This is a genomic window from Mucilaginibacter pocheonensis (assembly GCF_031456535.1).
Classification (GTDB): domain Bacteria; phylum Bacteroidota; class Bacteroidia; order Sphingobacteriales; family Sphingobacteriaceae; genus Mucilaginibacter; species Mucilaginibacter pocheonensis.
This window is the reverse complement of sequence record NZ_JAVDUU010000001.1, coordinates 201,324-227,937: the sequence shown is the minus strand read 5'-3', so window position 1 is coordinate 227,937 and position 26,614 is coordinate 201,324. Positions and strand designations below refer to the sequence as shown.

General features: G+C 40.6%; 35 protein-coding genes. 2 read left to right on the top strand and 33 right to left on the bottom strand.

Going from position 1 to position 26,614, the window contains the following annotated elements:
- Nucleotides 1–53 precede the first annotated feature (53 nt).
- Nucleotides 54–1,580, top strand: coding sequence for a carbon-nitrogen hydrolase family protein (locus J2W55_RS00940; protein ID WP_310090929.1), 1,527 nt, complete (start codon nt 54–56; stop codon nt 1,578–1,580).
- Here J2W55_RS00940 and J2W55_RS00935 read toward each other — a convergent pair whose 3' ends face one another.
- From J2W55_RS00935 to J2W55_RS00780, 32 genes are all read right to left on the bottom strand, one after another.
- Nucleotides 1,581–2,762, bottom strand: a complete 1,182-nt coding sequence (locus J2W55_RS00935) for a helix-turn-helix domain-containing protein (RefSeq protein WP_310090925.1) — start codon at nt 2,760–2,762, stop codon at nt 1,581–1,583.
- Nucleotides 2,763–3,032: 270 nt separating this feature from the next.
- Entirely contained in the window at nt 3,033–3,623 is a 591-nt protein-coding gene (rplQ, locus tag J2W55_RS00930) for a 50S ribosomal protein L17 (protein WP_310090923.1), read from the bottom strand.
- 183 nt (nt 3,624–3,806) lie between these two features.
- Nucleotides 3,807–4,799, bottom strand: coding sequence for a DNA-directed RNA polymerase subunit alpha (locus tag J2W55_RS00925; RefSeq protein ID WP_183556604.1), 993 nt, complete (start codon nt 4,797–4,799; stop codon nt 3,807–3,809).
- Nucleotides 4,800–4,991: 192 nt separating this feature from the next.
- Nucleotides 4,992–5,600, bottom strand: coding sequence for a 30S ribosomal protein S4 (gene rpsD / locus J2W55_RS00920; RefSeq protein ID WP_310090920.1), 609 nt, complete (start codon nt 5,598–5,600; stop codon nt 4,992–4,994).
- Between the two features lie 67 nt (nt 5,601–5,667).
- Nucleotides 5,668–6,057 carry a 30S ribosomal protein S11 gene (rpsK, locus tag J2W55_RS00915; RefSeq protein ID WP_310090918.1) on the bottom strand — a complete coding sequence of 130 codons (390 nt, stop codon included), beginning with the start codon at nt 6,055–6,057 and terminating at the stop codon, nt 5,668–5,670.
- A gap of 122 nt (nt 6,058–6,179) precedes the next feature.
- Nucleotides 6,180–6,557, bottom strand: coding sequence for a 30S ribosomal protein S13 (rpsM, locus tag J2W55_RS00910; RefSeq protein ID WP_310090916.1), 378 nt, complete (start codon nt 6,555–6,557; stop codon nt 6,180–6,182).
- An 89-nt stretch (nt 6,558–6,646) separates the two neighbouring features.
- Nucleotides 6,647–6,763, bottom strand: a complete 117-nt coding sequence (gene ykgO, locus J2W55_RS00905) for a type B 50S ribosomal protein L36 (protein ID WP_022833269.1) — start codon at nt 6,761–6,763, stop codon at nt 6,647–6,649.
- Between the two features lie 7 nt (nt 6,764–6,770).
- On the bottom strand, nt 6,771–6,989 hold the full coding sequence (infA, locus tag J2W55_RS00900) for a translation initiation factor IF-1 (protein ID WP_022833270.1): 219 nt from the start codon (nt 6,987–6,989) through the stop codon (nt 6,771–6,773).
- A gap of 63 nt (nt 6,990–7,052) precedes the next feature.
- The gene (gene map, locus J2W55_RS00895) at nt 7,053–7,844 is read right to left on the bottom strand and encodes a type I methionyl aminopeptidase (RefSeq protein ID WP_310090873.1); all 792 of its coding nucleotides are present in this window, start codon (nt 7,842–7,844) and stop codon (nt 7,053–7,055) included.
- Between the two features lie 9 nt (nt 7,845–7,853).
- Complete coding sequence (gene secY / locus J2W55_RS00890; protein WP_310090871.1) at nt 7,854–9,194, bottom strand: preprotein translocase subunit SecY; 1,341 nt, start codon at nt 9,192–9,194, stop codon at nt 7,854–7,856.
- A 6-nt stretch (nt 9,195–9,200) separates the two neighbouring features.
- Complete coding sequence (rplO, locus tag J2W55_RS00885; protein ID WP_310090869.1) at nt 9,201–9,647, bottom strand: 50S ribosomal protein L15; 447 nt, start codon at nt 9,645–9,647, stop codon at nt 9,201–9,203.
- A gap of 4 nt (nt 9,648–9,651) precedes the next feature.
- Nucleotides 9,652–9,831, bottom strand: a complete 180-nt coding sequence (gene rpmD, locus J2W55_RS00880) for a 50S ribosomal protein L30 (RefSeq protein WP_183556590.1) — start codon at nt 9,829–9,831, stop codon at nt 9,652–9,654.
- A gap of 6 nt (nt 9,832–9,837) precedes the next feature.
- Complete coding sequence (rpsE, locus tag J2W55_RS00875) at nt 9,838–10,356, bottom strand: 30S ribosomal protein S5 (protein ID WP_374726349.1); 519 nt, start codon at nt 10,354–10,356, stop codon at nt 9,838–9,840.
- Nucleotides 10,357–10,368: 12 nt separating this feature from the next.
- A complete protein-coding gene (gene rplR, locus J2W55_RS00870; RefSeq protein WP_310090867.1) occupies nt 10,369–10,719 on the bottom strand; it encodes a 50S ribosomal protein L18 in 351 nt (116 codons plus the stop codon).
- Between the two features lie 5 nt (nt 10,720–10,724).
- Nucleotides 10,725–11,282, bottom strand: a complete 558-nt coding sequence (rplF, locus tag J2W55_RS00865) for a 50S ribosomal protein L6 (protein WP_310090865.1) — start codon at nt 11,280–11,282, stop codon at nt 10,725–10,727.
- A gap of 16 nt (nt 11,283–11,298) precedes the next feature.
- Complete coding sequence (gene rpsH, locus J2W55_RS00860) at nt 11,299–11,697, bottom strand: 30S ribosomal protein S8 (RefSeq protein WP_183556585.1); 399 nt, start codon at nt 11,695–11,697, stop codon at nt 11,299–11,301.
- 177 nt (nt 11,698–11,874) lie between these two features.
- Complete coding sequence (gene rpsN, locus J2W55_RS00855; RefSeq protein ID WP_310090862.1) at nt 11,875–12,144, bottom strand: 30S ribosomal protein S14; 270 nt, start codon at nt 12,142–12,144, stop codon at nt 11,875–11,877.
- The gene (gene rplE, locus J2W55_RS00850; protein ID WP_310090860.1) at nt 12,137–12,700 is read right to left on the bottom strand and encodes a 50S ribosomal protein L5; all 564 of its coding nucleotides are present in this window, start codon (nt 12,698–12,700) and stop codon (nt 12,137–12,139) included. Before rplE ends, rpsN begins: the two co-directional genes overlap by 8 nt.
- Nucleotides 12,700–13,044 carry a 50S ribosomal protein L24 gene (gene rplX / locus J2W55_RS00845; protein WP_310090857.1) on the bottom strand — a complete coding sequence of 115 codons (345 nt, stop codon included), beginning with the start codon at nt 13,042–13,044 and terminating at the stop codon, nt 12,700–12,702. Before rplX ends, rplE begins: the two co-directional genes overlap by 1 nt.
- Before the next feature lies 1 nt (nt 13,045).
- Entirely contained in the window at nt 13,046–13,414 is a 369-nt protein-coding gene (gene rplN, locus J2W55_RS00840; RefSeq protein ID WP_073405786.1) for a 50S ribosomal protein L14, read from the bottom strand.
- A 1-nt stretch (nt 13,415) separates the two neighbouring features.
- A complete protein-coding gene (gene rpsQ / locus J2W55_RS00835) occupies nt 13,416–13,670 on the bottom strand; it encodes a 30S ribosomal protein S17 (RefSeq protein ID WP_310090841.1) in 255 nt (84 codons plus the stop codon).
- A gap of 20 nt (nt 13,671–13,690) precedes the next feature.
- Nucleotides 13,691–13,900 (bottom strand): 50S ribosomal protein L29, encoded by a 210-nt coding sequence (rpmC, locus tag J2W55_RS00830; protein ID WP_310090839.1) that lies wholly within the window; start codon nt 13,898–13,900, stop codon nt 13,691–13,693.
- 121 nt (nt 13,901–14,021) lie between these two features.
- A complete protein-coding gene (rplP, locus tag J2W55_RS00825; RefSeq protein WP_076377413.1) occupies nt 14,022–14,444 on the bottom strand; it encodes a 50S ribosomal protein L16 in 423 nt (140 codons plus the stop codon).
- Between the two features lie 161 nt (nt 14,445–14,605).
- On the bottom strand, nt 14,606–15,496 hold the full coding sequence (gene rpsC / locus J2W55_RS00820) for a 30S ribosomal protein S3 (RefSeq protein WP_310090836.1): 891 nt from the start codon (nt 15,494–15,496) through the stop codon (nt 14,606–14,608).
- Between the two features lie 6 nt (nt 15,497–15,502).
- Entirely contained in the window at nt 15,503–15,931 is a 429-nt protein-coding gene (gene rplV, locus J2W55_RS00815; protein WP_310090834.1) for a 50S ribosomal protein L22, read from the bottom strand.
- Between the two features lie 6 nt (nt 15,932–15,937).
- Nucleotides 15,938–16,204: a 30S ribosomal protein S19 gene (gene rpsS, locus J2W55_RS00810; protein WP_066006044.1), complete on the bottom strand. Its 267-nt coding sequence runs from the start codon at nt 16,202–16,204 to the stop codon at nt 15,938–15,940.
- Entirely contained in the window at nt 16,204–17,031 is an 828-nt protein-coding gene (rplB, locus tag J2W55_RS00805) for a 50S ribosomal protein L2 (RefSeq protein ID WP_310090831.1), read from the bottom strand. Before rplB ends, rpsS begins: the two co-directional genes overlap by 1 nt.
- 7 nt (nt 17,032–17,038) lie before the next feature.
- The gene (rplW, locus tag J2W55_RS00800) at nt 17,039–17,329 is read right to left on the bottom strand and encodes a 50S ribosomal protein L23 (protein WP_310090830.1); all 291 of its coding nucleotides are present in this window, start codon (nt 17,327–17,329) and stop codon (nt 17,039–17,041) included.
- A 6-nt stretch (nt 17,330–17,335) separates the two neighbouring features.
- Nucleotides 17,336–17,965, bottom strand: a complete 630-nt coding sequence (gene rplD, locus J2W55_RS00795; protein ID WP_310090829.1) for a 50S ribosomal protein L4 — start codon at nt 17,963–17,965, stop codon at nt 17,336–17,338.
- A gap of 1 nt (nt 17,966) precedes the next feature.
- On the bottom strand, nt 17,967–18,584 hold the full coding sequence (gene rplC, locus J2W55_RS00790) for a 50S ribosomal protein L3 (RefSeq protein WP_310090827.1): 618 nt from the start codon (nt 18,582–18,584) through the stop codon (nt 17,967–17,969).
- 539 nt (nt 18,585–19,123) lie between these two features.
- On the bottom strand, nt 19,124–22,810 hold the full coding sequence (locus tag J2W55_RS00785) for an ABC transporter permease (RefSeq protein ID WP_310090825.1): 3,687 nt from the start codon (nt 22,808–22,810) through the stop codon (nt 19,124–19,126).
- 334 nt (nt 22,811–23,144) lie between these two features.
- On the bottom strand, nt 23,145–23,705 hold the full coding sequence (locus J2W55_RS00780; protein ID WP_310090823.1) for a hypothetical protein: 561 nt from the start codon (nt 23,703–23,705) through the stop codon (nt 23,145–23,147).
- Between the two features lie 181 nt (nt 23,706–23,886).
- On the opposite strand from J2W55_RS00780, the gene J2W55_RS00775 reads away from it, so the two are divergent.
- Nucleotides 23,887–24,777: a winged helix-turn-helix domain-containing protein gene (locus J2W55_RS00775; protein WP_310090821.1), complete on the top strand. Its 891-nt coding sequence runs from the start codon at nt 23,887–23,889 to the stop codon at nt 24,775–24,777.
- Between the two features lie 219 nt (nt 24,778–24,996).
- Here J2W55_RS00775 and J2W55_RS00770 read toward each other — a convergent pair whose 3' ends face one another.
- Nucleotides 24,997–26,412, bottom strand: coding sequence for a carboxylesterase family protein (locus J2W55_RS00770; RefSeq protein ID WP_310090819.1), 1,416 nt, complete (start codon nt 26,410–26,412; stop codon nt 24,997–24,999).
- Between the last annotated feature and the right edge of the window lie 202 nt (nt 26,413–26,614).

Genomic DNA, 26,614 nt, shown 5'->3' with positions numbered 1-26,614 from the left:
TGCTACAAAAATTAATGAAACCATAAAAAGATTAACCTATATAGAATAAACATATGGATTTGCAAAGTGTTGAGATGCGGAACCTCGAAGTACAGGATTATCAGGACCTGAAAAAGTCAATGAAATCGGCCTATATGGATATGGATGAGGATTATTGGGATGCCAACTCCATTAAAAGACTCATCAGGCTTTTCCCCGAAGGGCAGATCTGCATCACTGTAAATGATACAGTAGTAGGCTGTGCCCTATCCATTATAGTAGATTACCAAAAATACGGCGATAACCATACCTATAAGCAAATTACCGGCGACAGCACCTTTAAAACACATACCGACAAGGGCGATGTTTTATATGGCATTGATATTTTTATTCATCCTAATTACAGGGGATTACGCCTGGCGCGCCGCTTATATGAGGCCCGTAAGGCGCTTTGCGAAAAACTTAACCTTAAAAGCATTATAGCTGGCGGGCGGATACCCAATTATCAAAAATATCAGAACGACCTTACCCCGCGCCAATATATCGACAAGGTTAAATACAAGGAGATATATGACCCAACTCTGTCGTTTCAATTGGCTAATGATTTTCATGTGCGTAAAGTATTGCGTAATTACCTGCCTGAGGATAGCCGTTCCAAAGGTTTCGCAACGCTGATTGAATGGAATAACGTTTATTATGAAGAGATCAGCACAGCCATCAATCAAAAAACGGTAGTACGCATAGGTTTGGTTCAATGGCAAATGCGTGCATACAATAATATTAGCGAACTGATGAAACATGCTGAATATTTTGTTGACGCAGTGAGTGATTACCAGGCCGACTTTATTTTATTTCCCGAGCTATTCAACACACCGCTTATGGCCGATTATAATCACATGGATTCGGCAAAAGCCATGCGCGAACTGGCAAAATATACACAGCCTATCATTGAGGAATTTTCTAAACTGGCGGTTTCATACAATGTAAACATTATTGCAGGCAGTATGCCCACAATTTATGAGGAATCGTTGTATAACGTATCCTACCTGTTTAAACGTAATGGCGCCATGGAGGAGGTTTATAAAATACATCCCACCCCATCCGAGATCAGCTCATGGGGTATGCGCGGCGGCGATGAGGTAAGGGTATTTGAAACTGATGCCGGTAAAATAGGCATACTGATCTGTTATGACGTGGAGTTTCCGGAATTATCACGCATACTGGCCAGCCAGGATATGCAAATATTGTTTGTCCCTTTTTTAACCGACACCCAAAATGGTTTTAACCGTGTTAAGTTTTGCGCTCAGGCCCGCGCGGTAGAAAATGAATGTTTTGTTGCCATTGCCGGCTGTGTGGGCAATTTGCCTAATGTAAACAACATGGGTATTTCCTATGCACAGTCGGCCGTATTTACCCCGTCTGATTTTGGGTTCCCAACCAATGGCATCCAATCAGAGGCTACACCGAATACCGAAATGATCGTGATTGCTGATGTTGACCTGTCGACACTGGAAGAATTACACGAATATGGTAGCGTGCAAAATTTAAAAGACCGGCGAACCGATCTTTACAATATCACCTTTAATGGAAAAAAAGTATAATTAATTAAAAAGGGTATTTACACTTCCAGTCGCCTGTGCCGCGCCCTGGGTTTTGGCATGTTGCATAAACTGACTCGGGGCTATGCCGGTTTCCTTTTTAAAAGTAGTATTGAACGTTGTTTTTGAATTAAAGCCTGCGCTGAATGCGATACCTAAAATATTAAGGTGCCTATGCTTTTCAGAAAGCATCAAGCGTTTAACTTCTTCAACGCGGTATTTATTCACAAACTGAAAAAAATTAATCCCAAAGTTTTCATTCAACAGGTATGAAAGCTCGTGTGTTGAAACGGCCATTTCCCGGGCCAGCTGTGGCAAACTCAGTTCGTTATCCAGGTATAGCTTTTCATTTTGCATTAAATGTTCAAGTTTATTTTTAAGCTCATTTGACCGTTCATCAGGTACTCTTTTCCGCACGGCGTTGTTTTCGCTTTTTTCCTTAATAATTGTGCTGATGTCCTCCAGATCAGGTTCGTCAAAGGGGTAAATTTCCTTTTGCGCGAGTAAAAAATAAAATATAAAAAGAGAGCCTGCCAGGTAGCCAATTGGCGCGTAAATCCTCATGAATCCAAGCTGCAAAAATATGCTAACGTACCAAATGGCCAACATAAACGCTATTCCCAAAAGCAGATATTTCAGCCAGTTTAAGCTAACCTCTCCGGTATTTGAATTTATCACCCTGATGTTTTTCTCATGCTGTTTTAATTTACGCCAGGCCAGTATCCAATAAATGAGCATTTGGCCTTTTATAGATACAAACATGGTAAAAGCCATAATGGTGTTGATAATAGGCGGCAATACCCGCGTATTGCCCCATGTTGAACCGCCCGCCATAAATGCAACAGGCGCCATAAAACAAAAGAACAATAAAAACGGTATGAAATGAAGATACTCCTGGCGTTTAAATGCCTTGTGGGGCGACGTAAAATGCAATATGCTTAAATATAATGCAGGCGCCATAGCAAACCTTGAAAGCTCATTAAAGGCAATAAGCTGTGTGTAGGATCGCTCTGCTTTAGCCTCATAGATAATTACATTTAATAAACTACAGCCTACCGAGAACAGGAACAGACTAAACCATCTGTTAGCTATGTTATTTACCTTAACCGGATTAACAAATGAAATAAGCGAGAACAAGAAAAAGCCTATGCAAATTACATTGTATAAAAGGAGCTGCGGTGTCATACACGGTTAAATATCACTATAAATTTAGTCATTTATATTTTTATCAACTTGCATATTTGCAGCATCAAATAAAAGTATGACTTCACTCTAAAAAAGAGAAACAGTTTATTGTTGTCATGGTAAAGCGCTATTATACGCGGGTGCAACCAATTTGCTATTAAAGCGACTATCAGATAAATGCGGCTTTAAACAGGGGAATATCAATAGACAACAAAAAACGCCCTGGTTAAATAACCAGGGCGTTTAATATCAAGCAGAGAATAGTTAAAATTATTCTCCTTTTTCAGCGTTCTCTTCGTTCTCAGCAGGAGCTGGAGCTTCGGCAGCTGGAGTTTCAGTAGCTTCGGCAACTGGTGCTTCGGCTTTAACTTCTTCAGCAACTTCGGCTTCTTCAACCGGTGCAGCTTCTTTAGCAGCAGGTGCAGCGGTTTTAGCTTTTGCTGAAGAACCACCACGACGACGTGTTGATTTTTTAGCTGGAGCAGCGTCAGTACCGTAAACGGTGTTATAGTCAACCAATTCAATGATCGCCATTTCAGCGTTATCACCTAAACGGTTCTCTAACTTAACAATACGGGTATAACCACCCGGACGGTTAGCTATCTTCTCAGCAATTTCGCGGAACAGGATAGTAGTAGCATCCTTGTCTTGCAGGTAGCTAAACACTGTACGACGAGAGTGAGTGGTATCGTTTTTTGATTTGGTTAATAAAGGCTCAACATATCCGCGTAAAACTTTTGCTTTTGCTAATGTTGTAGTAATACGCTTGTGTAAAATAAGCGAAGTTGCCATATTTGCCAGCATCGCTTTGCGGTGGCTGGTAGTACGGCCTAAGTGGTTGTTTTTGTTTCCGTGTCTCATTGTTATTAAATTATTTCACGTGCATACCGTCCGGCGATAAAATCAAGCCTTCGGAATTATGCCTTCGCTAATTAGATTTTAGTGTTGAGTATAAGATTAGAGACAATTGCCTCCTGGCTTACACCTTGTTATATTTAAAAGCCAGATATAAAACTTGTCCTATATCCAACATTTCAAATCTTGTTATTCTTCGTCTAACTTGAATTTAGACAGGTTCATACCAAAAGATAAACCTTTTGATTTAACCAGGTCCTGAATTTCAGTTAATGACTTTTTACCAAAGTTCCTGAATTTCAGCATGTCGGCAACATCGTATGATACCAGATCAGCCAGGCTGCGGATATCAGCAGCTTTAAGGCAGTTTAAGGCACGTACAGAAAGGTCAAGATCAACCAGTTCAGTTTTCAGGATCTTGCGCATGTGCAGTATCTCTTCATCAACCTCTTTGGTTTCTTCTTTAGCCTGTGCTTCAAGCATCATGTTCTCGTCACTGAACAGCATAAAGTGCTGGATCAGGATCTTGGCAGCTTCTTTCAGCGCGTCTTCAGGGTGAATTGAGCCATCGGTTGCAATATCCAGAACTAATTTTTCATAGTCGGTTTTTTGTTCAACACGATAGTTTTCAATAGTATATTTTACGTTTTTAATTGGCGTAAAGATAGAATCGATAGCTATCACACCAACATTCGCATCAGGGTTTTTATTTTCCTCGCTCGGAACATAACCGCGGCCCTTTGCAACAGTAAGCTCAATTTCAAGCGTTACTGATGAATCCATGTTACAGATAACCAGATCAGGGTTTAAAACAGTAAAGTTATTAGAGAATTTAGTAACATCTCCGGCTTTAAAAGCGTCCTGGCCATTTATAATAACAAATATCTTCTCATTATCACCAGACTCACCTGTTTTTTTGAAACGAACCTGTTTAAGGTTCAGGATGATCTCGGTAACGTCTTCAACAACACCTTTGATGGTTGAAAACTCATGCATTACTCCCGAAAAACGAACAGAAGTAATCGCATAACCTTCAAGTGATGAAAGTAAGATACGACGTAGAGCATTACCAATGGTTACACCGAAGCCTGGTTCTAACGGACGAAACTCAAACGTGCCATCAAAATCATTCGATTTCTGCATGATAACCTTGTCTGGTTTTTGAAATGCTAAAATTGCCATTTATATCCTTTATTTATTGTTTACTAATAATAGATTTTAGAAGTGAGATTTGAGATCTGGGACCTTTAACATGTCCCGGCTTACATCTCTTACAATCTAAAAACGTTCCTTTATTTGATTTGTTTAAGTATGAAACCAGAAATGAGATTTGAAAACAAGTCTCAAATCTCACATCTAATATCTCATATCTTATTATTTTGAGTACAACTCGACGATCAGGTTTTCCTTAATGTTTTCAGGGATCTCATCGCGGTTAGGATAGTTCAGGAATTTACCTGTTAAGGCGTTAGCATCCCACTCTAACCAGCTGTATTTGTTGATTCTTCTTCCGGCAACTGAATTTGTGATTGCCTCTAATGATTTAGATTTCTCACGTACTGATATTACGTCACCAGCTTTTAACGCGTATGATGCAATGTTTACAACAGCGCCATTAACGTTAATGTGTTTGTGATTTACCAGCTGACGCGCTGCCGAACGTGTAGGAGCAATACCTAAACGGTAAACAGCATTATCTAAACGGGCCTCTAAAAATTTCAGCAGGTTCTCGCCTGTGATACCTTCTTTGGCTGATGCACGGTGAAACAAGTTTTCGAACTGACGCTCTAATACACCATAAGTATATTTAACTTTTTGTTTCTCTTGCAACTGAGTTGAGTACTCAGATTGCTTTCCTCTTCTTTTAGAGGCACCATGCATACCCGGTGGGTAGTTTTTACGTTCTAACGCTTTATCCGGACCGAAGATCGGCTCACGGAAACGACGTGCAATTTTGGATTTTGGGCCTGTATATCTTGCCATTTGTGTGTGTTCTTAAAGTATCAAGCAGCCTGTAGCTGCCGAATCTTAGCTTTAAAAAATTTGTTAATTAAACTCTTCTTCTTTTTGAAGGACGGCAACCATTATGTGGAAGCGGTGTAATATCTTTGATGGTTGTAACCTCAATACCTGCTGTTTGCAAAGTACGGATAGCTGACTCACGACCAGCGCCCGGGCCTTTTACAAACACCTCAACCTTACGTAAGCCTAAATCATAAGCAACTTTACCGCAATCGGCAGCAGCTTGTGAGGCAGCATAAGGAGTGTTCTTTTTTGAACCTTTAAAACCCATTTTACCGGCTGATGACCATGAGATAGCCTGGCCGCTTTTATTGGTAAGGGTTAGGATAATATTGTTAAAAGTAGCGTTGATGTGCGCTTCGCCTACCGGCTCAACAATTACAACACGCTTTTTGGTTACTTTTTTGCTTTTAGCCATTTTTTTAATTATTGAGTTAATGAATTACTGAGTTACTGAATAACTCGGACCCATTAACTGTTCTTTTAATTTTTATTCCTAATGATCGGCAAGCATCACTGCTTATGATCACTAATCAATTATTATTTAGTAGCTTTTTTCTTGTTAGCAACTGTTTTACGTTTTCCTTTACGGGTACGTGAGTTATTTTTAGTACGCTGACCACGTAATGGTAAACCTTTACGGTGACGTGTACCGCGGTAACAACCTATATCCATTAAACGCTTAATGTTAAGCTGCACTTCTGAACGAAGAGAACCTTCCACTTTGATCTGATCGTTAATGATAGTACGAATAGAGGTTAACTGCTCATCGGTCCAGTCTTGTACTTTTGTATTAAAATCAATACCTGCCTCAGTCAAAATTCTTTGAGCTGTTGAGCGGCCTATACCGAAAATGTAAGTAAGTCCGATTTCTCCTCTTTTATTTTTTGGTAAATCAATACCTGAAATCCTTGCCATATTTTATCTTTTTTATTGAGTTATCGAATTATTGAATTATCGAATTCCATTAATCAGTAATTCAACCATTCTCCAATTCAAAATTGTTCTTAGCCCTGGCGTTGTTTAAACTTAGGATTCTTTTTGTTAATTACATAAAGTTTCCCGTTACGGCGAATGATCTTGCAATCAGCGCTGCGTTTTTTAATGGATGCTCTAACTTTCATCTCTTTATTATTTATATCTATAGGTTATTCTACCCTTTGTTAAATCATACGGACTCATTTCCAGTTTTACTCTGTCACCAGGTAAAATTTTAATGTAGTGCATACGCATTTTGCCGGAAATATGTGCAATAATCTCATGACCATTTTCCAGTTCAACCCTGAACATTGCATTTGACAATGCTTCCCTAATTGTACCGTCTTGCTCAATCGAAGATTGTTTAGCCATATTTTATTGATTATTACTTAATTATCCGCCCTAAAACCGGGATGCAAAATTAATAAAAATTATTTAATTATTATTTTTTTCTTTTAAAACATTATCAACATATTCAAACGTCGATAAAATATCAGGTTTGCCCTTGCTTACAGCTACAGTATGCTCATAATGAGCCGATGGTTTTTTATCAACGGTTGATACCGTCCATCCATCATCCCAAAACTTAACCCCTGCCCTGCCCGCATTGATCATAGGCTCTATAGCAATCACCATACCTTCTTCAAGCTTTATACCGGCACCGCGTTTACCATAGTTTGGCACTTCGGGTTTTTCATGCAGCTGTAAACCTACGCCATGCCCTACAAGTTCCTTAACCACACCAAAGCCATGCTTTTCTGCATGCTCCTGAACGGCGTGGCCAATATCGCCTATACGCATACCAACAACGGCTTTTTCAACTCCAAGCTTTAAACACTCCTGTGTTACACGCATTAATGTTTTAGTGCTTTCGCTTACTTCGCCAATGGCAAAGGTATAAGCTGAGTCGCCAAAGTATTTATTCAGGATAACACCACAGTCAACCGATACCAGATCGCCCTCCGTTAAAACATGACTGCCGGGGAAACCATGCACCACCTGATCATTAAGGGATATACAAAGTGAATAGGGAAACCCGTGATAGTTTAAAAAAGCAGGAATGCCGCCGTTATCCCTGATAAAAGTTTCAGCAAGTTTGTCCAGTTCTATTGTTTTAACACCCGGAGCTATAACCTTAGCTATTTCTCCGAGTGTTTTAGAAACAAGTAAAGAACTTTCTCTTATGAGTTCTATCTCTTCGACAGACTTATAATTGATTTTTGACATTGCTTTTTATTAGATAGCCGTCGGAGTTGTTCCGGCTGCAGCAGGCATTGCTGTACGGCCTTTAATTCGTCCGGTTTTCATTAAACCATCATAATGGCGCATCAACAGGTGACTTTCAATTTGTTGCAGGGTATCTAAAACAACACCAACCAGGATGATCAATGATGTACCGCCAAAGAATCTTGCGAATATTGGGGATACGCCAACCAAACTGGCAATAGCCGGAATGATAGCTATTATAGCCAGGAATATTGAACCTGGTAAAGTTATCTTTGATATTACACCATCAATAAACTCGGCAGTTGACCGGCCTGGTTTAATGCCCGGTATAAAACCACCGTTCTTTTTCATATCATCAGCCATTTGGTTAGGGTTAACCGTAATAGCTGTATAAAAATAGGTGAACAGGATGATCAAGATACCAAACAACAGGTTATGCTGCCATGAGTTATAGTTTGACAATGCTATCAAAATACCGTTTGATGCCGCGTTAGGGAAAAACTGCTGTACAGTTTGCGGTATGAACATTAAGGCCTGAGCAAATATGATAGGCATTACACCGGCAGCATTTACCTTTAACGGGATATACTGACGAACGCCGCCATATTGTTTATTACCTACTATACGTTTAGCATACTGTACCGCAATTTTACGGGTACCTTGTACTATAAGTATAGTGAACATTACCACACCAATAAGTGCTACAATTTCAACTATAAAAGTTACCAAGCCACCTGTACCACCGGTACGTGACTGAAACTCGGTTAAAAACGCACCAGGCAACTGGGCAATAATACCCACCATGATAATTAACGATATACCGTTACCGATACCTTTATCAGTAATTTTTTCGCCAAGCCACATTACAAATAATGTGCCTGCGGTTAAAACAACTGTAGTTAGTATGGTAAATATAGGATCGCCAATTAAGCGGGCATCAGGAGCAATCTGCGAGCGTACGTAGCCAATGGCCTGCAATGCAGTGATACCTATGGTTAGGTAACGTGTCCACTGGTTAATTTTATTACGTCCGCTTTCGCCTTCTTTCTGCAGTTTAGTAAAATAAGGCACCGCAATACCCAGCAGTTGCACCACAATTGAAGCCGAAATATAAGGCATTACACCCAATGCAAAAATGGAGGCACGTGAAAACGAGCCGCCTGCAAACATATTCAGCAATCCTACTAATCCTTCTGCCTTTTGGTTTGATATTGATGTAGCATTAACACCAGGCAAAACCACGAATGAGCCTACGCGATATATTAAAAGAAATAAGAGTGTGTTAATAATACGCACTCTCAGATCTTCGATTTTCCAGATATTGGATAATGTGGTGAAAAATTTCTTCATTGAAACTTACAACTTAACTATGGTACCACCAGCTGCTTCAATCGCTTTTTGCGCCGTAGCAGTAAATGCATGTGCTTTAACTTCTAATTTGGCTTTCAGCTCGCCACGACCAAGTATTTTAACCAAGTCATTACGTGATACCAAACCATGTTCTTTCAATGTGTCAAAATCAACTGCCGAAAGTGAGAATTTCTCAACTAACTCCTGCAGTACATCTAAATTAACACCGGTATACTCCACACGGTTAGGGTTTTTGAAGCCCACTTTTGGTACACGGCGTTGTAAAGGCATTTGACCGCCTTCAAAACCAACCTTAGTACTGGTACCTGAACGTGAACCAGCGCCTTTATGGCCACGGGTTGACGTACCGCCACGGCCAGAACCTGTACCACGGCCAATTCGTTTTTTATTTTTAGTAGAACCTTCTGCAGGTTTTAAATTACTTAAATTCATGATATTAAATATTTTCTACCGCTACCAGGTGATTAACTTTTCTAACCATACCAACTATAGCAGGTGTAGCTTCAACTTCTACACTGTGGTTAATTTTACGCAAGCCTAAAGCTTCGATTGTCTTTTTTTGGCGTTCACTTCTGTCGATCACGCTCTTAATCTGAGTTATTTTGATTTTAGCCATGACTGATTATCCGTTAAATACTTTACCTAAATTAACGCCACGCTGCTGTGCTACAGTATGCGCATCACGTAATTGTGATAGTGCTGATACGGTTGCTTTAACCACGTTGTGCGGATTTGATGAACCTTTTGATTTTGCCAGTACGTTGTGAATACCTGCCGACTCTAATACGGCACGCATTGCACCACCCGCAATAACACCGGTACCATTTGCAGCTGGTTTAATAAATACAAAACCACCGCTAAATTTACCAATTTGCTCATGAGGTACAGTTCCGTTAATGATAGGAACTTTTACCAGATTCTTTTTAGCATCATCAATACCTTTTGCAATTGCTTCGGTAACCTCTTTTGCTTTACCTAAGCCATAACCTACAACACCGTTTTCATCACCCACTACCACAATGGCAGAGAAGCTGAAAGTACGGCCGCCTTTGGTTACTTTGGCAACACGTTGTATGCTTACCAAGCGGTCTTTTAATTCGATCTCGCTTGTTTTTACTCTTTTTATGTTGATTGTTGACATTTCTCTTTTCGATTAAAAGTTTAAACCACCTTCACGTGCACCTTCGGCCAGTGACTTAACACGACCATGGTACAAATAACCGTTCCTGTCGAAAACCACATCTTTAATACCTGCAGCAATAGCTTTTTGAGCTACCAGTTTGCCTACGGCTACTGATTGATCAGACTTGCTGCCTGTTGCTGAAAAGTCTTTTGATAAAGATGAAGCCGATACGATAGTTTTACCGGATAAATCGTCAATGATCTGCGCGTAAATTCCTTTGTTACTTCTGTAAACTGACAGGCGAGGACGCGCTGCTGATCCTGAAAGACGTTTCCTGATCCCTCTTTTAATCCTGTCTCTTCTTGATAATTTAGCTCCCATGACGATTATTTTTTAGATGCTGATTTACCTGCTTTTCTTCTCAATACTTCGCCTACAAACTTAATACCTTTACCTTTGTAAGGTTCTGGTGCACGTAACGAGCGTATTTTTGCCGCTACCTGACCAATAAGCTGCTTATCTATTGATTCCAGAATGATGGTTGGGTTTTTACCCTTATCAGCAGTGGTTGTAACTTTAATTTCTTTTGGTAATTCAAATACATAGTGGTGAGAGTAACCCAACACCAGATCCAAAGTATTACCTGTATTGGTAGCACGGTAACCCACACCCACTAATTCCTGCTGTACCTTGTAACCTTCAGTTACGCCTACTACCATGTTATTTAAAAGCGCGCGGTATAAACCGTGCAACGCTTTATGACGTTTTTGTTCAGAAGGACGTTGAACCAGTAACTGGCCGTCTTCCTGTGCAATGGTGATATCGCTATCAACCGCTTGCTGCAACTCACCTTTAGGGCCTTTTACAGTAACAACATTTTCTGCTGATACGGTAACAGTTACGCCTGCTGGTAGTGCTATCGGTGCTTTTCCTACTCTTGACATTGCTTAATTTCTCCTATTAATAAACGTAGCATAAAACTTCGCCACCTACATTTTGCTGACGCGCTTCTTTATCGGTCATTACTCCTTTTGAAGTTGACAGGATAGCGATACCTAAACCATTTAATACTCTCGGCAAGTTATCAGTACCTGCATATTTCCTCAAACCTGGTTTACTGATGCGCGAAATGCTGCGTATAGCAGAAATTTTAGTTATCGGGTGGTATTTTAAAGCAACTTTAATGCTGCCTTGCGGACCAACTTCCTCAAACTTGTAATTGGCAATGTAACCTTTGTCGAAAAGCACCTTAGTGATTTCCTTCTTCAGATTTGATGCAGGAATTTCAACAACCCTGTGGTTGGCTTTAATAGCATTCCTTACTCTTGTAAGATAATCTGCGATTGGATCTGTATTCATTTTATTGTGTTATGATGGTGGTTTCCTTTCCGTAACATCCGGAGCGACCTTCCATCGGTTAATTCATTTACATTTCGAATGCCGGATTTTCGATTTCGAATTTATCCGGGTCCTCAAAAATTAAAGAAATACCAAATTCCGAAATTGAAATTCCGAAATCCGATATTCTATATTTTTTTACCAGCTTGCTTTCTTTACTCCCGGTATTTTACCTGCCAATGCCATATCACGGAATGTTACGCGTGAAATGCCAAACTGGCGCATATAACCACGTGGGCGGCCGGTTAACTTACAACGGTTGTGTAATTTTACCGGTGATGAAGCCTTAGGTAATTTATCTAAGCCTGCATAATCGCCGGCTTCTTTAAGAGCTGCTCTTTTCTCTGCGTATTTAGCAACCAATTTAGCGCGTTTTAATTCACGTGCCTTTACACCTTCTTTAGCCATTGCTATTTTGATTTTTAAATGGTAATCCAAATTGTTTCAACAACTCCAATGCTTCAACATCGTTAGTTGCGGAGGTTACAAAGGTAATATCCATACCTTGAATTTTATTGATCTTGTCAATATTTATCTCAGGGAATATAATTTGCTCTGTAATACCTAATGTATAGTTACCTCTGCCGTCAAAACCTTTATCGTTGATGCCTTTAAAATCACGGATACGTGGCAGGGCAACAGCAATTAAACGATCCAGGAACTCATACATATTGTTATCACGTAAAGTTACACGTACGCCTACCGGCATGTTTTTACGTAATTTAAAGTTTGAGATATCTTTCTTTGATTTTGAAGAAACTGCTTGCTGACCGGTAATGGTTGTTAACTCGGTAATCGTGTTCTCAATCAGTTTCTTGTCGGTTGTAGCACCGCCAACACCCTGGTTAATGGCAATTTTTTCAAGCTTAGGAACCTGCATTACGCTTTTGTACTGAAATTTATCTTTCAGCGTGGTACGTATTTCGTCCTTATATTTTGTTTTTAATCTTGGTACGTAAGTCATTACTTAATTTCCTCCCCTGATTTTTTTGCTACCCTTACTAATTTGCCGGCATCGTTTTTCTTGCGGCCAACACGGGTTGTATTACCTGTTTTAGGATCAACCAGCATTAGGTTTGAAATGTGTATAGCAGCTTCCTGTTTAACAATTCCGCCATTCGGATTAGCAGCATTTGGTTTTGTATGTTTTGATACCATATTGGCACCTTCAACAATAGCGCGGCCTTTGTCTGCTATTACTTCAACAATTTTGCCTTGTGTTCCTTTTGAATCACCGGCAATAACTTTTACCAGGTCGCCCTTGCGGATCTTTAACTTGGCTGGTTGTGCGTGTTTTTTCTTTTCCATGTTACAATACCTCCGGTGCTAATGATACAATTTTCATAAATTGTTTCTCACGCAGTTCTCTTGCAACAGGGCCAAAGATACGTGTACCTCTTGGCTCATCCTGGTTATTTAACAAAACTGCTGCGTTATCGTCGAAACGGATGTATGAACCATCTTTTCTGCGGATCTCTTTTTTGGTGCGTACTACTACGGCTTTTGATACTGTACCTTTTTTAACGTTGCCTGATGGCAAAGCGCTTTTTACGGTTACTACTATCTTATCGCCAATTGAGGCATACCTTTTTCCGGTACCGCCCAATACACGGATCACTAAAACTTCTTTAGCTCCGCTGTTATCGGCTACATTTAATCTTGATTCCTGTTGTACCATCTTATTTAGCCCTTTCTATAATTTGAACTAATCTCCAGTTTTTGCTTTTGCTCAACGGGCGTGTTTCCATAATCAATACGGTATCACCAATACCACAGGTATTTTCTTCGTCATGAGCCATGAATTTGGTAGTTTTCTTTACGAATTTACCGTAGATAGGGTGTTTCACTTTACGTTCCACAGCAACTACGATAGATTTTTGCATTTTATTGCTAACTACCAAACCGGTACGTGTTTTTCTTAAATTTCTTTCCATTTTTCTGAACGCTTAAAAAATTAATTGTTTTCAGAAGCTGACGCAGCTTTACGCTTTGTTAATTCAGTATTTAACCGAGCAATGTCCTTGCGTACCTTAGTTATACGTGTTGGATTCTCAATAGCTGATACTGCATGGGCAAATTTAAGTTTGGTTAGGCTTGTTCTTTCCTCTCCTATTCTTGCAACCAATTCTTCAGTTGATAGCTCCAAAATTTCTGAGTTCTTCATTTTCTTTTGTTATTTGTTGTTGTTGGCAGTTTAAACGTTGTATTGTTTTTTTTGATGGGTGAAAGTTCGGCATCTAACTTCACAACATTAAAACTTTACAACTTTTCAACTAACGCTCCATTTATGCTTCTACGTAATCCCTACGTACTATAAATCTGGTTTGTACCGGAAGTTTCTGTGCTGCAAGGCGTAAGGCCTCTTTAGCAACGTCCAAAGGCACACCTTCGGCTTCAAAAATGATCCTTCCGGGGCGTACTACCGCAACCCAGTATTCAGGAGCACCTTTACCTTTACCCATACGTACCTCTGCTGGTTTTTTAGTTACAGGCTTGTCAGGAAATATCCTGATCCATACCTGGCCTTCACGTTTCATAAAACGTGTTACAGCGATACGTGCAGCCTCGATCTGGCGGCTGGTGATCCAGGCCGCTTCGAGTGATTTTATACCGAAAGATCCGAATGAAAGTTCTGCACCACGAGTGGCTAAACCTTTCATCCTGCCTTTTTGCATCTTTCTGAACTTCGTTCTTTTTGGCTGTAGCATTTTCTTAAGTATTGAGATATGAGATATGAGATGTGAGATTATAACTTTTCAGTCCCTCTTATCAAATATCTTTTATCTTATTAATTGTTATCTATATGCTGCGGATAAGGATGATGTATATGTTCTCATATCTAACATCTCAAATCTCACATCTGTTATTATTATCTCTTTCCTGGGCCACCGGGACGATTTCCGCCCGGACGATTTCCACCCTGGCCACCGGGACGGTTACCACCACCACGAGGACCATTGTTACCACCCTGACCACCACGACGGTCACCACCTGGTTTCCTGTCGCCTCTGCGCTCGCCGCCCCGTTCGCCACCGCGTTGGTTGTCACGTCCGCCAAATGCCGGAGCACCGTCTGGACGACCACCTTTACCGCTGCTGCTGCTTGTGCCGCCAATGTTTGGTGACAGGTCGCGTTTGCCGTAAACCTCGCCTTTGCATATCCACACTTTAACACCTATTTTACCATAAGTAGTTAATGCTTCTGCAAGTGCATAGTCAATATCGGCACGGAAAGTATGCAATGGAATTCTTCCTTCTTTGTATTGTTCGCTACGTGCCATCTCAGCACCGCCTAAACGGCCTGATGTCATTACTTTAATTCCTTCGGCACCCATTCTCATGGTTGAAGCAATTGTTGTTTTCATGGCACGGCGGAAAGAGATACGTGCTTCCAGTTGTTTAGCGATACCTTCTGCTACTAACTGAGCGTCAAGTTCCGGACGTTTGATCTCGAATATGTTGATTTGAACTTCTTTTTTAGTAAGTTTTTTCAACTCTTCTTTGATCTTGTCAACTTCCTGGCCGCCTTTACCAATCACAATACCCGGACGGGCAGTGTGTATAGTTACGGTAATGCGTTTTAAAGTACGTTCAATTACCACTTTTGATACACCACCTTTAGCAATACGAGCTGAAAGGTATTTGCGGATCTTTTCGTCTTCAACTAATTTGTCGGAGTAGTTGTTGCCACCGAACCAATTAGAATCCCAACCTCTGATGATTCCTAATCTGTTACCTATTGGATGTGCTTTCTGTCCCATTTCAAATTAATTGTTATCGTTTTTACTATCCACAATCAGTGTAACGTGGTTTGAACGTTTACGGATACGGTATCCTCTTCCCTGAGGGGCAGGACGTAACCTTTTTAACTGACGGCCGCCGCCTACTGAAATTTCTTTCACAAATAAAGCGCTGTCTTCAACACGTTTGCCTTCGTTTTTTGCTTCCCAGTTTTTAATGGCTGATAACAAAAGTTTCTCTACACGAATAGCAGCTTCTTTGTTAGTATATTTTAATATGTACAACGCTTTCTCAACGTTTTCACCACGGATCAGATCAACCACCAAACGCATTTTGCGCGGTGATGTTGGACAGTCCTGTAATTTAGCAACTGAAGCGCCGCCAACCAGGGCTTTCGCAGCTTCTTTTTGTTGCCTGATCAATACAGACTTTTTGATTTTTGTTGTTGCTTCCATTGCCTGTTATTTTTTCTTTTCTGCGTGACCGCGGAATGTACGGGTTGGAGCAAATTCTCCCAACTTGTGACCAACCATGTTTTCTGTTACGTACACAGGGATAAACTTGTTACCGTTGTGTACTGCGAATGTGTGACCAACGAAATCAGGAGAGATCATGGAACGACGTGACCATGTTTTCACAACTGATTTTTTGTTTGAATCATTCAAGGTAAGAACTTTTCTTTCCAGGTTATGATCAATATAAGGTCCTTTTTTAATTGAACGTGCCATTATTTTTTCCTTCTTTCAATGATATAACGATCCGATCCTTTTTTCTTGTCACGGGTTTTGTAGCCTTTAGCTAATAAACCTTTACGTGACCGTGGATGACCACCTGAGGCTCTACCCTCACCACCACCCATAGGGTGATCTACCGGGTTCATGGCTACACCACGAACTCTCGGCCTGCGGCCTAACCAGCGTTTACGACCTGCTTTACCTAACACCGCGTTTGCTTTTTCGCCATTTGAAACGGTACCAATAGTTGCCAAACAAGTTGACAGTATCATACGTGTTTCGCCTGAAGGCAATTTGATGATAGCATATTTGCCATCGCGTGCTGAAAGCTGTGCATAAGTACCTGCACTACGTGCTATGATACCGCCCTGGCCAGGGTTTAATTCAATGTTATGAATAATAGAGCCCAGTGGGATATTTTTCAAAGGCATTGTATTACCTACCTCAGGAGTTGCGCTTTCGCCTGATACTACTACCTGTCCAACTGTTAAGCCTTCAGGAGCTATCATATATCGTTTTTCGCCATCAACAAAGTGTAGCAGGGCTATACGTGCAGAACGGTTAGGATCATACTCAATAGTTGCAACTTTTGCCGGGATATCAAACTTATTACGTTTAAAGTCAATCAGCCTATATGCTTGTTTATGGCCACCACCCAGGTAGCGCATAGTCATTTTACCGCTGTTGTTACGTCCGCCCGATCTGGTGTTGGCTGCTACAACCAACGACTTTTCAGGAACGTTTGTTGTAATATCTGAGTTAGATACGTCAACTCTGAAGCGGGTACCCGGGGTAACCGGTTTAAATCTCTTTACTGCCATCTCTTAATTATATATTGCTGTAAAAATCAATTGTTTCACCGTCCTTCAACGTAATGATCGCTTTCTTGTAAGTAGCAATGCGGCCTTGTACGGCGCCTGCCTTAGTGTTGCGAGTTTTAAGTTTGCCGACGTATTTCATAGTGTTTACCGCCTTAACGTTTACACCATACATTGCCTCAATGGCGCCTTTAATCTGAATTTTGTTTGCTCTGTGATCAACTTTGAAAGCATAACGGTTAAGTTTCTCGGTTAATTGAGTTACTTTTTCAGTAAGTAGGGGTTTCTTTAAAATTTCCATAATTACTTAAGCTAATGCTTCCTCCAAAGTTTTAACAGCGCCTGTAGTTAATAACAGTTTGCCGGCGTTTAACACATCATAAGTGTTTAGCTGCTCAACTGAAATAACCTTAGTTTTCTTCAGGTTTCTGCTTGATAAATACACATTGTTATTTTCGGCGCCTGCTACTACTAATAATGTTTTGTCATTAGTAACATTCAGGTCGGCCTCCATTTTAATGTAGTTTTTAGTTTTGATGGTATCAAAATTAAAATCTTCCAATACTAAAATGTTGTTATCTTTTGCTTTGTATGATAAAGCTGATTTACGTGCCAGTGATTTCAGTTTCTTGTTTAATTTGAAGCTGTAATCGCGTGGTTGCGGACCGAAAACGCGACCACCACCGTTAAACAACGGAGATTTTACGCTACCTGCACGGGCACCACCTGTACCTTTTTGTTTATATAATTTGCGGGTTGAACCTGCAATTTCATTACGCTGTTTTGCTTTGTGTGTACCTTGACGCTGGTTAGCTAAATACTGCTTAACATCAAGATAGATAGCGTGATCATTTGGCTCAATACCGAAAACCGACTCAGGAAGCTGCACCTTGGCACCTGTTTGTTTACCTGATACGTTTAATACGTTAATTTCCATCTTATTTATCCACTATTACGAATGAACCCTTAGCTCCGGGGATGGAACCTTTAACAACTAACAGATTCTGCTCGGCGTAAACTTTCACAACTTGTAAGTTTTGAATTTTAACGCGGGAGTTTCCGGTTTGACCCGCCATACGCATACCTTTAAATACACGTGATGGCCATGATGACGCACCCAAAGAACCTGGTGCACGTAAACGATTGTGCTGACCGTGAGTTTGCATACCCACACCACCAAAACCGTGACGTTTTACCACACCCTGAAATCCTTTACCTTTTGAGGTACCAACCACATCCACATAATCACCAACTTCAAAAATCTCTACAGTGATGTTATCACCTAAGTTTTTTTGATCTTCGAAAGTTTTGAATTCAACCAGTTTACGCTTTGGAGCAGTACCGGCTTTTTGGAAGTGACCTTTTAAAGGGCCTGAGGTGTTTTTTTCCTTTTTGTCGCCATATGCCAGCTGTACAGCAGCATATCCGTCTGTATCCACAGACTTAACTTGTGTTACCACGCAAGGGCCAGCTTCGATTACTGTGCAGGGGATATTCTTCCCTGTTTCGTCGAAAATGCTGGTCATTCCTACTTTTTTACCAATAATTCCTGACATTTTTTTAATTTGTTTGTGCCCATCGAAGCAGTAGGGCTTCGTTCAAGGCATATTATTCCCCCCGAAAGGGACGGCAAAGATAGAAATTTTGTATTAACTCTCAAATAGTTAGTTAATTATTTTTTTATAATTTTCCACAATGGTTTTTAACCACCCCTTCCGGGGTATTTGACTGGCGGGTAAGCCGTTTAATTCTGCGGGTACAAAAATCGGCTTCGGGCTTTATCAGGCTTTCAAAAAAAACGCGGCGTAAAAGAGCTTCCCAATCTTCGCACATCGTTGCTTTAAGGTTAGATAGTTAGATGACTGGAACCACCGGGGATGCAATTATTTAACCCTATCAATACATCAGCGGAGCTGAGGTATAGCTACTATAGACCGGTTGCTCAGCTTCATTACTGCAAAAAATAACCCAAGCGCCTGCAAGGTTGGATATAAAAATGCGTTCCGTATCTCACCCCGGAACGCACCATTAGTGTTCAACTAAACCTCAGATCCCGTGTTTGCGGCCCTAAGTTCTTTTTGGGTTATCGCCTAAATCATTCATTTCTCAAACTTTTCACCGGGTTTGCTTTTGCTGCCTTTATTGCCTGGAAACTTATAGTTGCAAGTGCAATAATTATGGCAATAAGCCCGCCTGCAGCCATTAATCCCCAACTAATGCTAATACGATAAGCATAAGCTTGCAGCCATTGGTGCATGTAATACCATGCAACGGGTGTAGCAATGGCAAAGGCAATTGTAATGAGCATCACAAATTCTTTTGAAAATAAATAAACGATGCTACCTGCGCTGGCGCCAAGTACTTTACGGATACCAACTTCTTTTACCCGCTGAACCGCCATAAATGAGGCCAAACCATATAGGCCAAGACAGCTAAGGAAAATAGCGATAGCTGCAAAAATTTTATACAATTGCGATAGCTGATTTTCCTGTTTGTAAAAGTTTGCGATCTTATCGTCAAGAAACTGGTAATCATAAACAAAATCAGGAAACGTTTTTACAAATATGTTTTTAATAGACGGCATGGCAGAGGTAATGTTTATGGTTGTAAGTTTTATTGCAGCCTGGCGGTACATGGTTATGTTAGTGGCAATAAGCAATGGTTCCAGGTTATTGCGTAAAGACCTGTCATTAAAATCTTTCAGCACACCAACAACCGGACATTTTATTACATCGCCCCATATGGTTACTTCTTTATTCAATATATCTTCGGGCTTTTTAAGCCCCAGGCTTTTTACAAACGATTCATTCACCAAAAATTCTCTTGTCAGATCGGAAGGTTGCAAATTTCTTCCGGCTACCAGCTGGAGTTTATAAGTCGGCACATAATTATTGTCGGCGAATTTGACAATAGCCTGGAAATCTGCTTCTTTTATTGCATTGTCAAATTTTAGCGTGGTAAACCTATTGTTATCATCTTCAACCGGGGTGTTGGAACTAAAGCTTACCGCCTGCACGCCGTTTACCTGCAATAACTGTTGCCTTAAATAATTCGCCAGCCTGCTGCCGGTACTATCCGGACGGAAAGGAACATTTACAATTGCCTCTTTATCGAACCCTAATGGCTGACTCATAAAATAATCCATTTGCTTTACAATAATGAGGGTTCCAATAATGAGCACCTGTGCAATAATGAATTGAAACACTACCAACCCTCTTCTTAATGAAATTCCGTTTGCATTATTTACGGTTAGCTTACTTTTTAAAGCATTAACAGGATTAAAACGTGATAAAACAATGGAAGGATAAAAACCGGCGAGCGCGGTTACAACAATCGTAACAATAAGAAGAAATAAAATAATGGAAGGATTGAGTATATTGAATGAAAGCGAAAGTTCCAAGAGTTGATTTATATAAGGCAATCCCAGGGTTGTAATGCCTGCTGCAAGCAATACGGCACTTGTAACTATCAAAAATGTTTCAACGATGAATTGCACTCGCAATTGAAATTTATTACTCCCCAAAACTTTTCTTACGCCAACCTCTTTTGCACGATTAACAGCCTGCGCGGTGGAGAGGTTGATAAAGTTTACGCAAGCAATTAAAAGAATGAACGCCGCAATCAGCCATAACACATTCAGCAGTTCGCGACTGATCGTTCTGTTGCTGTAATTGCCTACCGCGGCATCATAATGCACAGCGCTTAATGGTTGTATAATATGACTATCCTTATTGTTGGCAGGAAGTACCTTTCGGGAGTAGGCTCTTAGCTGTTGATTAAACTTGTCAGCAGAGATATTTGGCGGCAACAAAACGTAGCAACCTAAATCCGCTGATGTTTCATTCCAATTCGGTTGTTGAAATCCGTACACGTTATCTCCGGTAAAATCTGTTCCGTAAGCAATCACCAATTTTAGCTGAAAGTCGGTATTTGCCGGTATGGTTGCCAAAATGCCTGACACTTTTAAGGCAACCGGCGGCGACTGGAACAATCCTGCGCCAATGCTATATGATCCGGTTAGTTTAATGGTTTTACCCATTGCTGCTTTCCAGTCGCCAAAGTATTTGTCTGCTATCTCTTTTGTAAGCAGCACATTATTCGGGTCCTTTAATGACTCATATGAACCGGCAACCAGCGGAAAATCAAATATATTGAAGAATGAAGGCGATGTATAAAAGACTCCGCTCGGTTCTTTAAAATTCTTTACAGGAGTTCCGTTAGCATCAAGTACCTGTAACTGATCATTGTGGCTTGCATAAATCGGGGCTACTTGTTCCAGTTGGGGAAAAGCCGTTCGCAATCCTGTGGCCATGGGAAAAGGAACGCTTTTGCCGTATGACACAGTACCCGCATCTGCATGATGGTATTCGGTCAACACACGATAGGTGCGGTCTTTTTTTAAGTGAAATTTATCGAAGCTTGTTTGATACTGTATAATAATAAATATCACCATACAAACAGCAATACCAACAGCCAGGCCGGTAACATTAATAATAGTGTAGCTTTTATTACGTAACAGGTTGCGCCGTGCTATTTTGAAATAATTTTTAAACATATAATTGCGACTTAAATTTTCGTGGGACCACTTAGGAGGTGTTTCACGATTCAAAATTACCGGCGCAAATTGGGAATGGCTTCCCAAGTTATAAGATGGGTACTCTTTTTTCAGGTCATTTTTATATTCCAGCGGGCTTTTCCCGGTCATCTGCCTGAAAATACGATTAAACGTGCTTTGAGAGTTGAACCCCGATTCAAATGCAATACCCAGCAGGGTGATATGGTCATAAGCGGGGTCCTGCATTTTCCGGGTCACCGCCTGTACGCGATACTCATTGATAAAATCATTGAAACTTTTTTTGAGCACAGTATTGATGATCCGGGATAATTCATGAGGCCCCAGCCCGAGCTTTTCGGCCAATGAGCTTAAGCTTAGTTCCGGATCCTGGTAATAACGATTGGCCTGCACTGCTTTCTTTAGCCAAATACCCCTTTCCTTTGTTGCTGAAGGAAGTGGTGGTTTTAAAAACGACGGGGTTTCTGCCAGCTCGCCAGCCTCCGGTCTTAAAAAAGCTACTGCCGCCATCCATATAGTTATTATCGCTAAAAGGAGATATAGTGGGTAATATGCATGTATACTTAATTGGTGATTGTAATAAAAATAGTCGGCAGCTGTTAAAGGCACCCATAATAACCATACCACGCCAAAACTTTTCAGTAAGCTGCGCAGCCACCGCAGCTCGTACCGATGACGGTCGCCCCCATTAAATTTTAGTTCCCGGTAAAAGCGCCCTGTCAGCCTGTGAGCCAGGCAAAGGTAAATTATGACCGAAACAAAGGCCAGCAATTGCAATACCGGGTTCAGTTGCCGAAAGGCCGGTGTTTCATAAGTAGCCGCGCCGGTTTTTATACTATCCCTAATTTCCAATGCCTGGGCGCCCAATTCCAGCAGCAACGGACTAAAATGCAGCAGGTCCTTATACCGGAATTTATATTCGGGCCGGGTTATTTTAAGCACGTAAAAGAAAATAAGGGGGCCAAGTGCAAGCGAAAACTGCAGCGGCAGCCTGCTCCAATTAGTAATATAGGTTGACAGCCCAATGTCGGTGCCTAATATCCTGGCTATCCACAAAACAATTGTAACCATTGCCAGGGCCAAAAACCGGTTTGCGGCCCGGTTTATCTTTTTGGTGAACCATAAAAGCAGGATAAAAGTGAGGCCGATAAAGATCGCCCCAACAAAAGCCACGTCGTACGTATTAATATGGAGAGTATATGTATTCAATTGAAATAGCTAACTCAATTGCTGTTCCAAAGTTATAACTTATTGATACATATAAAATTGTATGGAATAAAACAGGTACACTGTTACAAAACCGAACATTAAGCCGTTCGGTTTTGAATTGTGTAGCAATTGTTGAAGCTTCCCGAACCCTTTTTGCAAAATTTAAGATTACTGACCTCCTATAGAATGTGGTTCGGGTACGGTGGTGCTGCAAGGAAAGGGTTACGGTTGGCTTTTTATTAGACAAGGACTTTTCATCATACCGGGAAAGCGCTTTGCAATAATTTTCCGTCATATCGAAAACAGCAGCTACTGTATTTCATAACTTATTTGCTCAGCAACCGCCTTTGCGGGGGGCACGTTTAAAAATTACTTTACTATCTTGTTCTACATAGTCGCCTGATACGATTGGGTATGAATACTTGGGCGCGTATGATACGTTATGGCTTCTTATAATTATTTTGTCGCTAACTTTCAGGTTATGCAATTGCTCAAATTCATTGTTATAGTTCAAAAAATTCATGTCGAACTTTTCCTGCCCGAAACTAAGAATATAATCGTCACCATTAATCCTAACCATCATACCGAAACCTAATCTTGATCCCGGCGGAAGAGACAGAGAGGTTATAACAGCCTCCATATTGGTAAAAGCGCTTATATGTTTCCTTATTTTAGCAACACCGGCATACACTTTTTTACCTGCGGGAGACGCTTCCCATTCTTTGAACCTTACACCATCAGGGGTAGCCTCCCATTTTTTCAGTGCGGCTTTCCTTTCAGCAGCAGAGATGGGTTTTGGGGTTGGCCTTTTAGAAGTTTTAATTTCGCGATTAGCAAATACCAGTCCGCTTACCACAACCAGCGGTAAGATCAGCGCATAAATAGCTATTTTCATATTTTTTGTAGGTTTAATTAACATAAATCTATCTGCTGATAAATCAGATCCGTTTAAGGCATTTTTTTTATTTTTCATATCCTTTTAAAGTTGGTGCAACAAAAATACTTTGATATAATTCAGCCTGAGGAACTTAGATTGTAAATAAAAATGTAAACTTTGTAAATAAAAACTTGACACAATGCATCTTAGCCGAAATCTCCTCTCCGGAAAACGCAAATACCTGTTCGCACTGATACTACTCTTGTTTATCTCTGTAATCGGCGTGGCTTTAAGCATGGAGAGCAATGACGATTTTGATATTTCCAGAAGGGAAGTTTTACTCCGCAGGATCGGACATGAATTGCTTTTACAGTCGGGCGACAGTACATCAAGGGTGCTCCCGGTAAAAAAGATCGCGGAAAATGAATACCAGATCAGGTTTGAGAATGAGCTTACTTTTCGACCAGACTCCCTGGTGAATACCGCCCGGCGTTTGTTGGCCAAAGACCCGCTCACAGGAGATTATGTTGTTAATGTTTTGAACAGTGGCAAGTTTGATGTAGCCTATGGATATGCTATATCAAAAAATAAAAAAGATAATATTGTAGCTTGTATAGGAAGAAAGCAACCCAGAGCACGTTACATGATCAACGTTAAATTCAAACCGACAGGAATAAATACAGCAAAGAACAGATATATTTTGGGCAGTCTGCCATTTTTAGCATTTGTTGGTTTCATTTTTTTTAGATCTGTTAAGCCGCAGAGCGCTTTACCTGACGGCAGGTATACTGACATATTAACTTTAGGCGCGGTGTTGTTTGATGCGAAGAACCGGAAGCTGATAATAAACGGCAAAACAATAGACCTAACCGGAACTGAAACGCGTCTGCTGCATATTTTCGCATCGTCTCCTAACCAAACTATAGAAAGAAGCCGGCTGCAAAAAGAGATATGGGAAGATGAAGGTGTTATTGTTGGACGCAGTTTGGATATGTTTATATCAAAACTTAGAAAAAAATTGGAATTTGATCCGAATATCAAAATTGTTGTTATCCGCAGCAAAGGATATAAGCTTGAAATTAATTCTTAAGAATAAGTATCTGCTTAAAAACAAAAAAATCTTATTTGGATGACTTTCATTTCGCAGCCGCAAGCCAGATCCGCTGCCTCCGTTCCTGGTTGCCCGGCTTTGCTTTCTACCGGACTATCCCCGCCCTGGTAATTTATTATCTTATCGGAAAAATTAAGAGCCCATAAAAACACGATTTGTATTTTATGGCACTACCTGTTAAGAATATTGAATTAGCCATTAAATACGTTTTTGGGCAAAAAGCCAGTCCCACAAGCCGGGTGTAATACTAACCTGGTACCAAATGTTATGCCCTTCATGTGGATATTCTGTATATTTTGGTTTCAGGCCGGCCTTTTTCATCCCCTCAATCATACCACGTGAGCCGCTAACCGGAACGTTTTGGTCTTTTGCGCCGTGGAATGCCCATACAGACACATTTACAATTTTTGAGGCAAGTTCAGGATCCTCTCCTCCGCAAACCGGTATTGCAGCGGCAAACATATCCGGGCGTGTGCATATAAAATGCCACGAGCCATATCCGCCCCTTGAAATACCTGTAACATAACGCCTTTTGGCATCTATTGAAAATGCCGTATCCAGTGCGTTGATGGCTTTATAAACCAGTGTATCTACTGATGGATAATTCGGAACGCCTCCCCATCCTGATCCTGCCGGGCAGTTCGGCACAAAAATAAACGCCGGGTATTTTTTTCTGTTGATGTCGGTCGATAGTATCTCGGCCGCCGCGGCCCCTTCTATTTGTCTTATGGTATCAGTTCCTGGCTGCCCACCATAGGGCAGGCATACCACCAAAGGATAACTTTTTTGCGGATCATAATTGAGCGGTTTTAATAAACGATACCGCAACGTATCCCCTTTACTGTTCACAAAGGCGCGCGCTTCAAATAGCCGTGCCAATGCTTTTGTATTTTCAAAGTTACGTTTCCCCCAGTATATCTGTGAATAACATTGATAGCTTATCACTGTTCCCAATCCGATTGTAACTATAAGAGCCAACGTTTTCACAAGGCCGAACATCTCTGTTGCCCGCTCTGATATTGGGATATCCGGTTCTTCTGTTTTTAATAACTTTATCTCCGTTATTAAATGCAGTATAAACAGAACGGGAACGAGGTTGGCGGCCAGTGAGGTCCATTGTGTAATTCGTTCTAATATATTAGTATTAGGCTGCGGTAATGTACTCCGAATAACTACTGAAAGTAAAATAAGACCAATAACGAGTCCATATACGCCTGCTGTTTTTAACCATAACGTTTTTCTGCTACCCGAAAACATAAGACTTATAGCATATATAATGCCGGCACACAAGTAAACAATAGCCACAGGCTTGTAATAGCTTACTAATTGCTTTGATATTAAAACGCAACAGACAACTATAAGGAAACAGAGATTTGTTATTAACGCAACGCTTGCCGCATAAAAGGCAAACCAATATTTACGGTAATGAAAATACTTTAATAAGAATACCGATTCGGCAAAGGAAATAATACCTATTCCAATAACCCATAAAACAATTGCGTCCAGCGTGTATATTCCCGCACCTATCTTAAAACTAATTAAACTTTGTAATAAGCCACAAGCAGTAGTTAATGCAAAAAAAAATATCAGCAGGGAGTAATGGTTCTTATTCATAGCTATTTGTTTTGCCGGGTTTAATTGTTTTTGCAACAACGCAAGGAAGGAGCATCCTAAACATCAATTGCATTTGATAAGATTTGTCAACTAATTTAAAGTAAATATTTATTAAAGTTTAGGTCCACCTGATAAATGGTTTTAGAATTGTCATATCCCGCTATCCTGAAAGCAAAAGACCGGCAGCTTTTTGTTGGGTATA

Bases quoted from the DNA above. Each gene is read 5' to 3' on its own strand.
- J2W55_RS00940 (WP_310090929.1), top strand. From the start codon at position 54: ATGGATTTGCAAAGTGTTGAGATGCGGAACCTCGAAGTACAGGATTAT.
- J2W55_RS00935 (WP_310090925.1), bottom strand. From the start codon at position 2,762: ATGACACCGCAGCTCCTTTTATACAATGTAATTTGCATAGGCTTTTTC.
- rplQ (WP_310090923.1), bottom strand. From the start codon at position 3,623: ATGAGACACGGAAACAAAAACAACCACTTAGGCCGTACTACCAGCCAC.
- J2W55_RS00925 (WP_183556604.1), bottom strand. From the start codon at position 4,799: ATGGCAATTTTAGCATTTCAAAAACCAGACAAGGTTATCATGCAGAAA.
- rpsD (WP_310090920.1), bottom strand. From the start codon at position 5,600: ATGGCAAGATATACAGGCCCAAAATCCAAAATTGCACGTCGTTTCCGT.
- rpsK (WP_310090918.1), bottom strand. From the start codon at position 6,057: ATGGCTAAAAGCAAAAAAGTAACCAAAAAGCGTGTTGTAATTGTTGAG.
- rpsM (WP_310090916.1), bottom strand. From the start codon at position 6,557: ATGGCAAGGATTTCAGGTATTGATTTACCAAAAAATAAAAGAGGAGAA.
- ykgO (WP_022833269.1), bottom strand. From the start codon at position 6,763: ATGAAAGTTAGAGCATCCATTAAAAAACGCAGCGCTGATTGCAAGATC.
- infA (WP_022833270.1), bottom strand. From the start codon at position 6,989: ATGGCTAAACAATCTTCGATTGAGCAAGACGGTACAATTAGGGAAGCA.
- map (WP_310090873.1), bottom strand. From the start codon at position 7,844: ATGTCAAAAATCAATTATAAGTCTGTCGAAGAGATAGAACTCATAAGA.
- secY (WP_310090871.1), bottom strand. From the start codon at position 9,194: ATGAAGAAATTTTTCACCACATTATCCAATATCTGGAAAATCGAAGAT.
- rplO (WP_310090869.1), bottom strand. From the start codon at position 9,647: ATGAATTTAAGTAATTTAAAACCTGCAGAAGGTTCTACTAAAAATAAA.
- rpmD (WP_183556590.1), bottom strand. From the start codon at position 9,831: ATGGCTAAAATCAAAATAACTCAGATTAAGAGCGTGATCGACAGAAGT.
- rpsE (WP_374726349.1), bottom strand. From the start codon at position 10,356: ATGTCAACAATCAACATAAAAAGAGTAAAAACAAGCGAGATCGAATTA.
- rplR (WP_310090867.1), bottom strand. From the start codon at position 10,719: ATGGGAGCTAAATTATCAAGAAGAGACAGGATTAAAAGAGGGATCAGG.
- rplF (WP_310090865.1), bottom strand. From the start codon at position 11,282: ATGTCAAGAGTAGGAAAAGCACCGATAGCACTACCAGCAGGCGTAACT.
- rpsH (WP_183556585.1), bottom strand. From the start codon at position 11,697: ATGAATACAGATCCAATCGCAGATTATCTTACAAGAGTAAGGAATGCT.
- rpsN (WP_310090862.1), bottom strand. From the start codon at position 12,144: ATGGCTAAAGAAGGTGTAAAGGCACGTGAATTAAAACGCGCTAAATTG.
- rplE (WP_310090860.1), bottom strand. From the start codon at position 12,700: ATGACTTACGTACCAAGATTAAAAACAAAATATAAGGACGAAATACGT.
- rplX (WP_310090857.1), bottom strand. From the start codon at position 13,044: ATGGAAAAGAAAAAACACGCACAACCAGCCAAGTTAAAGATCCGCAAG.
- rplN (WP_073405786.1), bottom strand. From the start codon at position 13,414: ATGGTACAACAGGAATCAAGATTAAATGTAGCCGATAACAGCGGAGCT.
- rpsQ (WP_310090841.1), bottom strand. From the start codon at position 13,670: ATGGAAAGAAATTTAAGAAAAACACGTACCGGTTTGGTAGTTAGCAAT.
- rpmC (WP_310090839.1), bottom strand. From the start codon at position 13,900: ATGAAGAACTCAGAAATTTTGGAGCTATCAACTGAAGAATTGGTTGCA.
- rplP (WP_076377413.1), bottom strand. From the start codon at position 14,444: ATGCTACAGCCAAAAAGAACGAAGTTCAGAAAGATGCAAAAAGGCAGG.
- rpsC (WP_310090836.1), bottom strand. From the start codon at position 15,496: ATGGGACAGAAAGCACATCCAATAGGTAACAGATTAGGAATCATCAGA.
- rplV (WP_310090834.1), bottom strand. From the start codon at position 15,931: ATGGAAGCAACAACAAAAATCAAAAAGTCTGTATTGATCAGGCAACAA.
- rpsS (WP_066006044.1), bottom strand. From the start codon at position 16,204: ATGGCACGTTCAATTAAAAAAGGACCTTATATTGATCATAACCTGGAA.
- rplB (WP_310090831.1), bottom strand. From the start codon at position 17,031: ATGGCAGTAAAGAGATTTAAACCGGTTACCCCGGGTACCCGCTTCAGA.
- rplW (WP_310090830.1), bottom strand. From the start codon at position 17,329: ATGGAAATTTTAAAGAAACCCCTACTTACTGAAAAAGTAACTCAATTA.
- rplD (WP_310090829.1), bottom strand. From the start codon at position 17,965: ATGGAAATTAACGTATTAAACGTATCAGGTAAACAAACAGGTGCCAAG.
- rplC (WP_310090827.1), bottom strand. From the start codon at position 18,584: ATGTCAGGAATTATTGGTAAAAAAGTAGGAATGACCAGCATTTTCGAC.
- J2W55_RS00780 (WP_310090823.1), bottom strand. From the start codon at position 23,705: ATGAAAATAGCTATTTATGCGCTGATCTTACCGCTGGTTGTGGTAAGC.
- J2W55_RS00775 (WP_310090821.1), top strand. From the start codon at position 23,887: ATGCATCTTAGCCGAAATCTCCTCTCCGGAAAACGCAAATACCTGTTC.
- J2W55_RS00770 (WP_310090819.1), bottom strand. From the start codon at position 26,412: ATGAATAAGAACCATTACTCCCTGCTGATATTTTTTTTTGCATTAACT.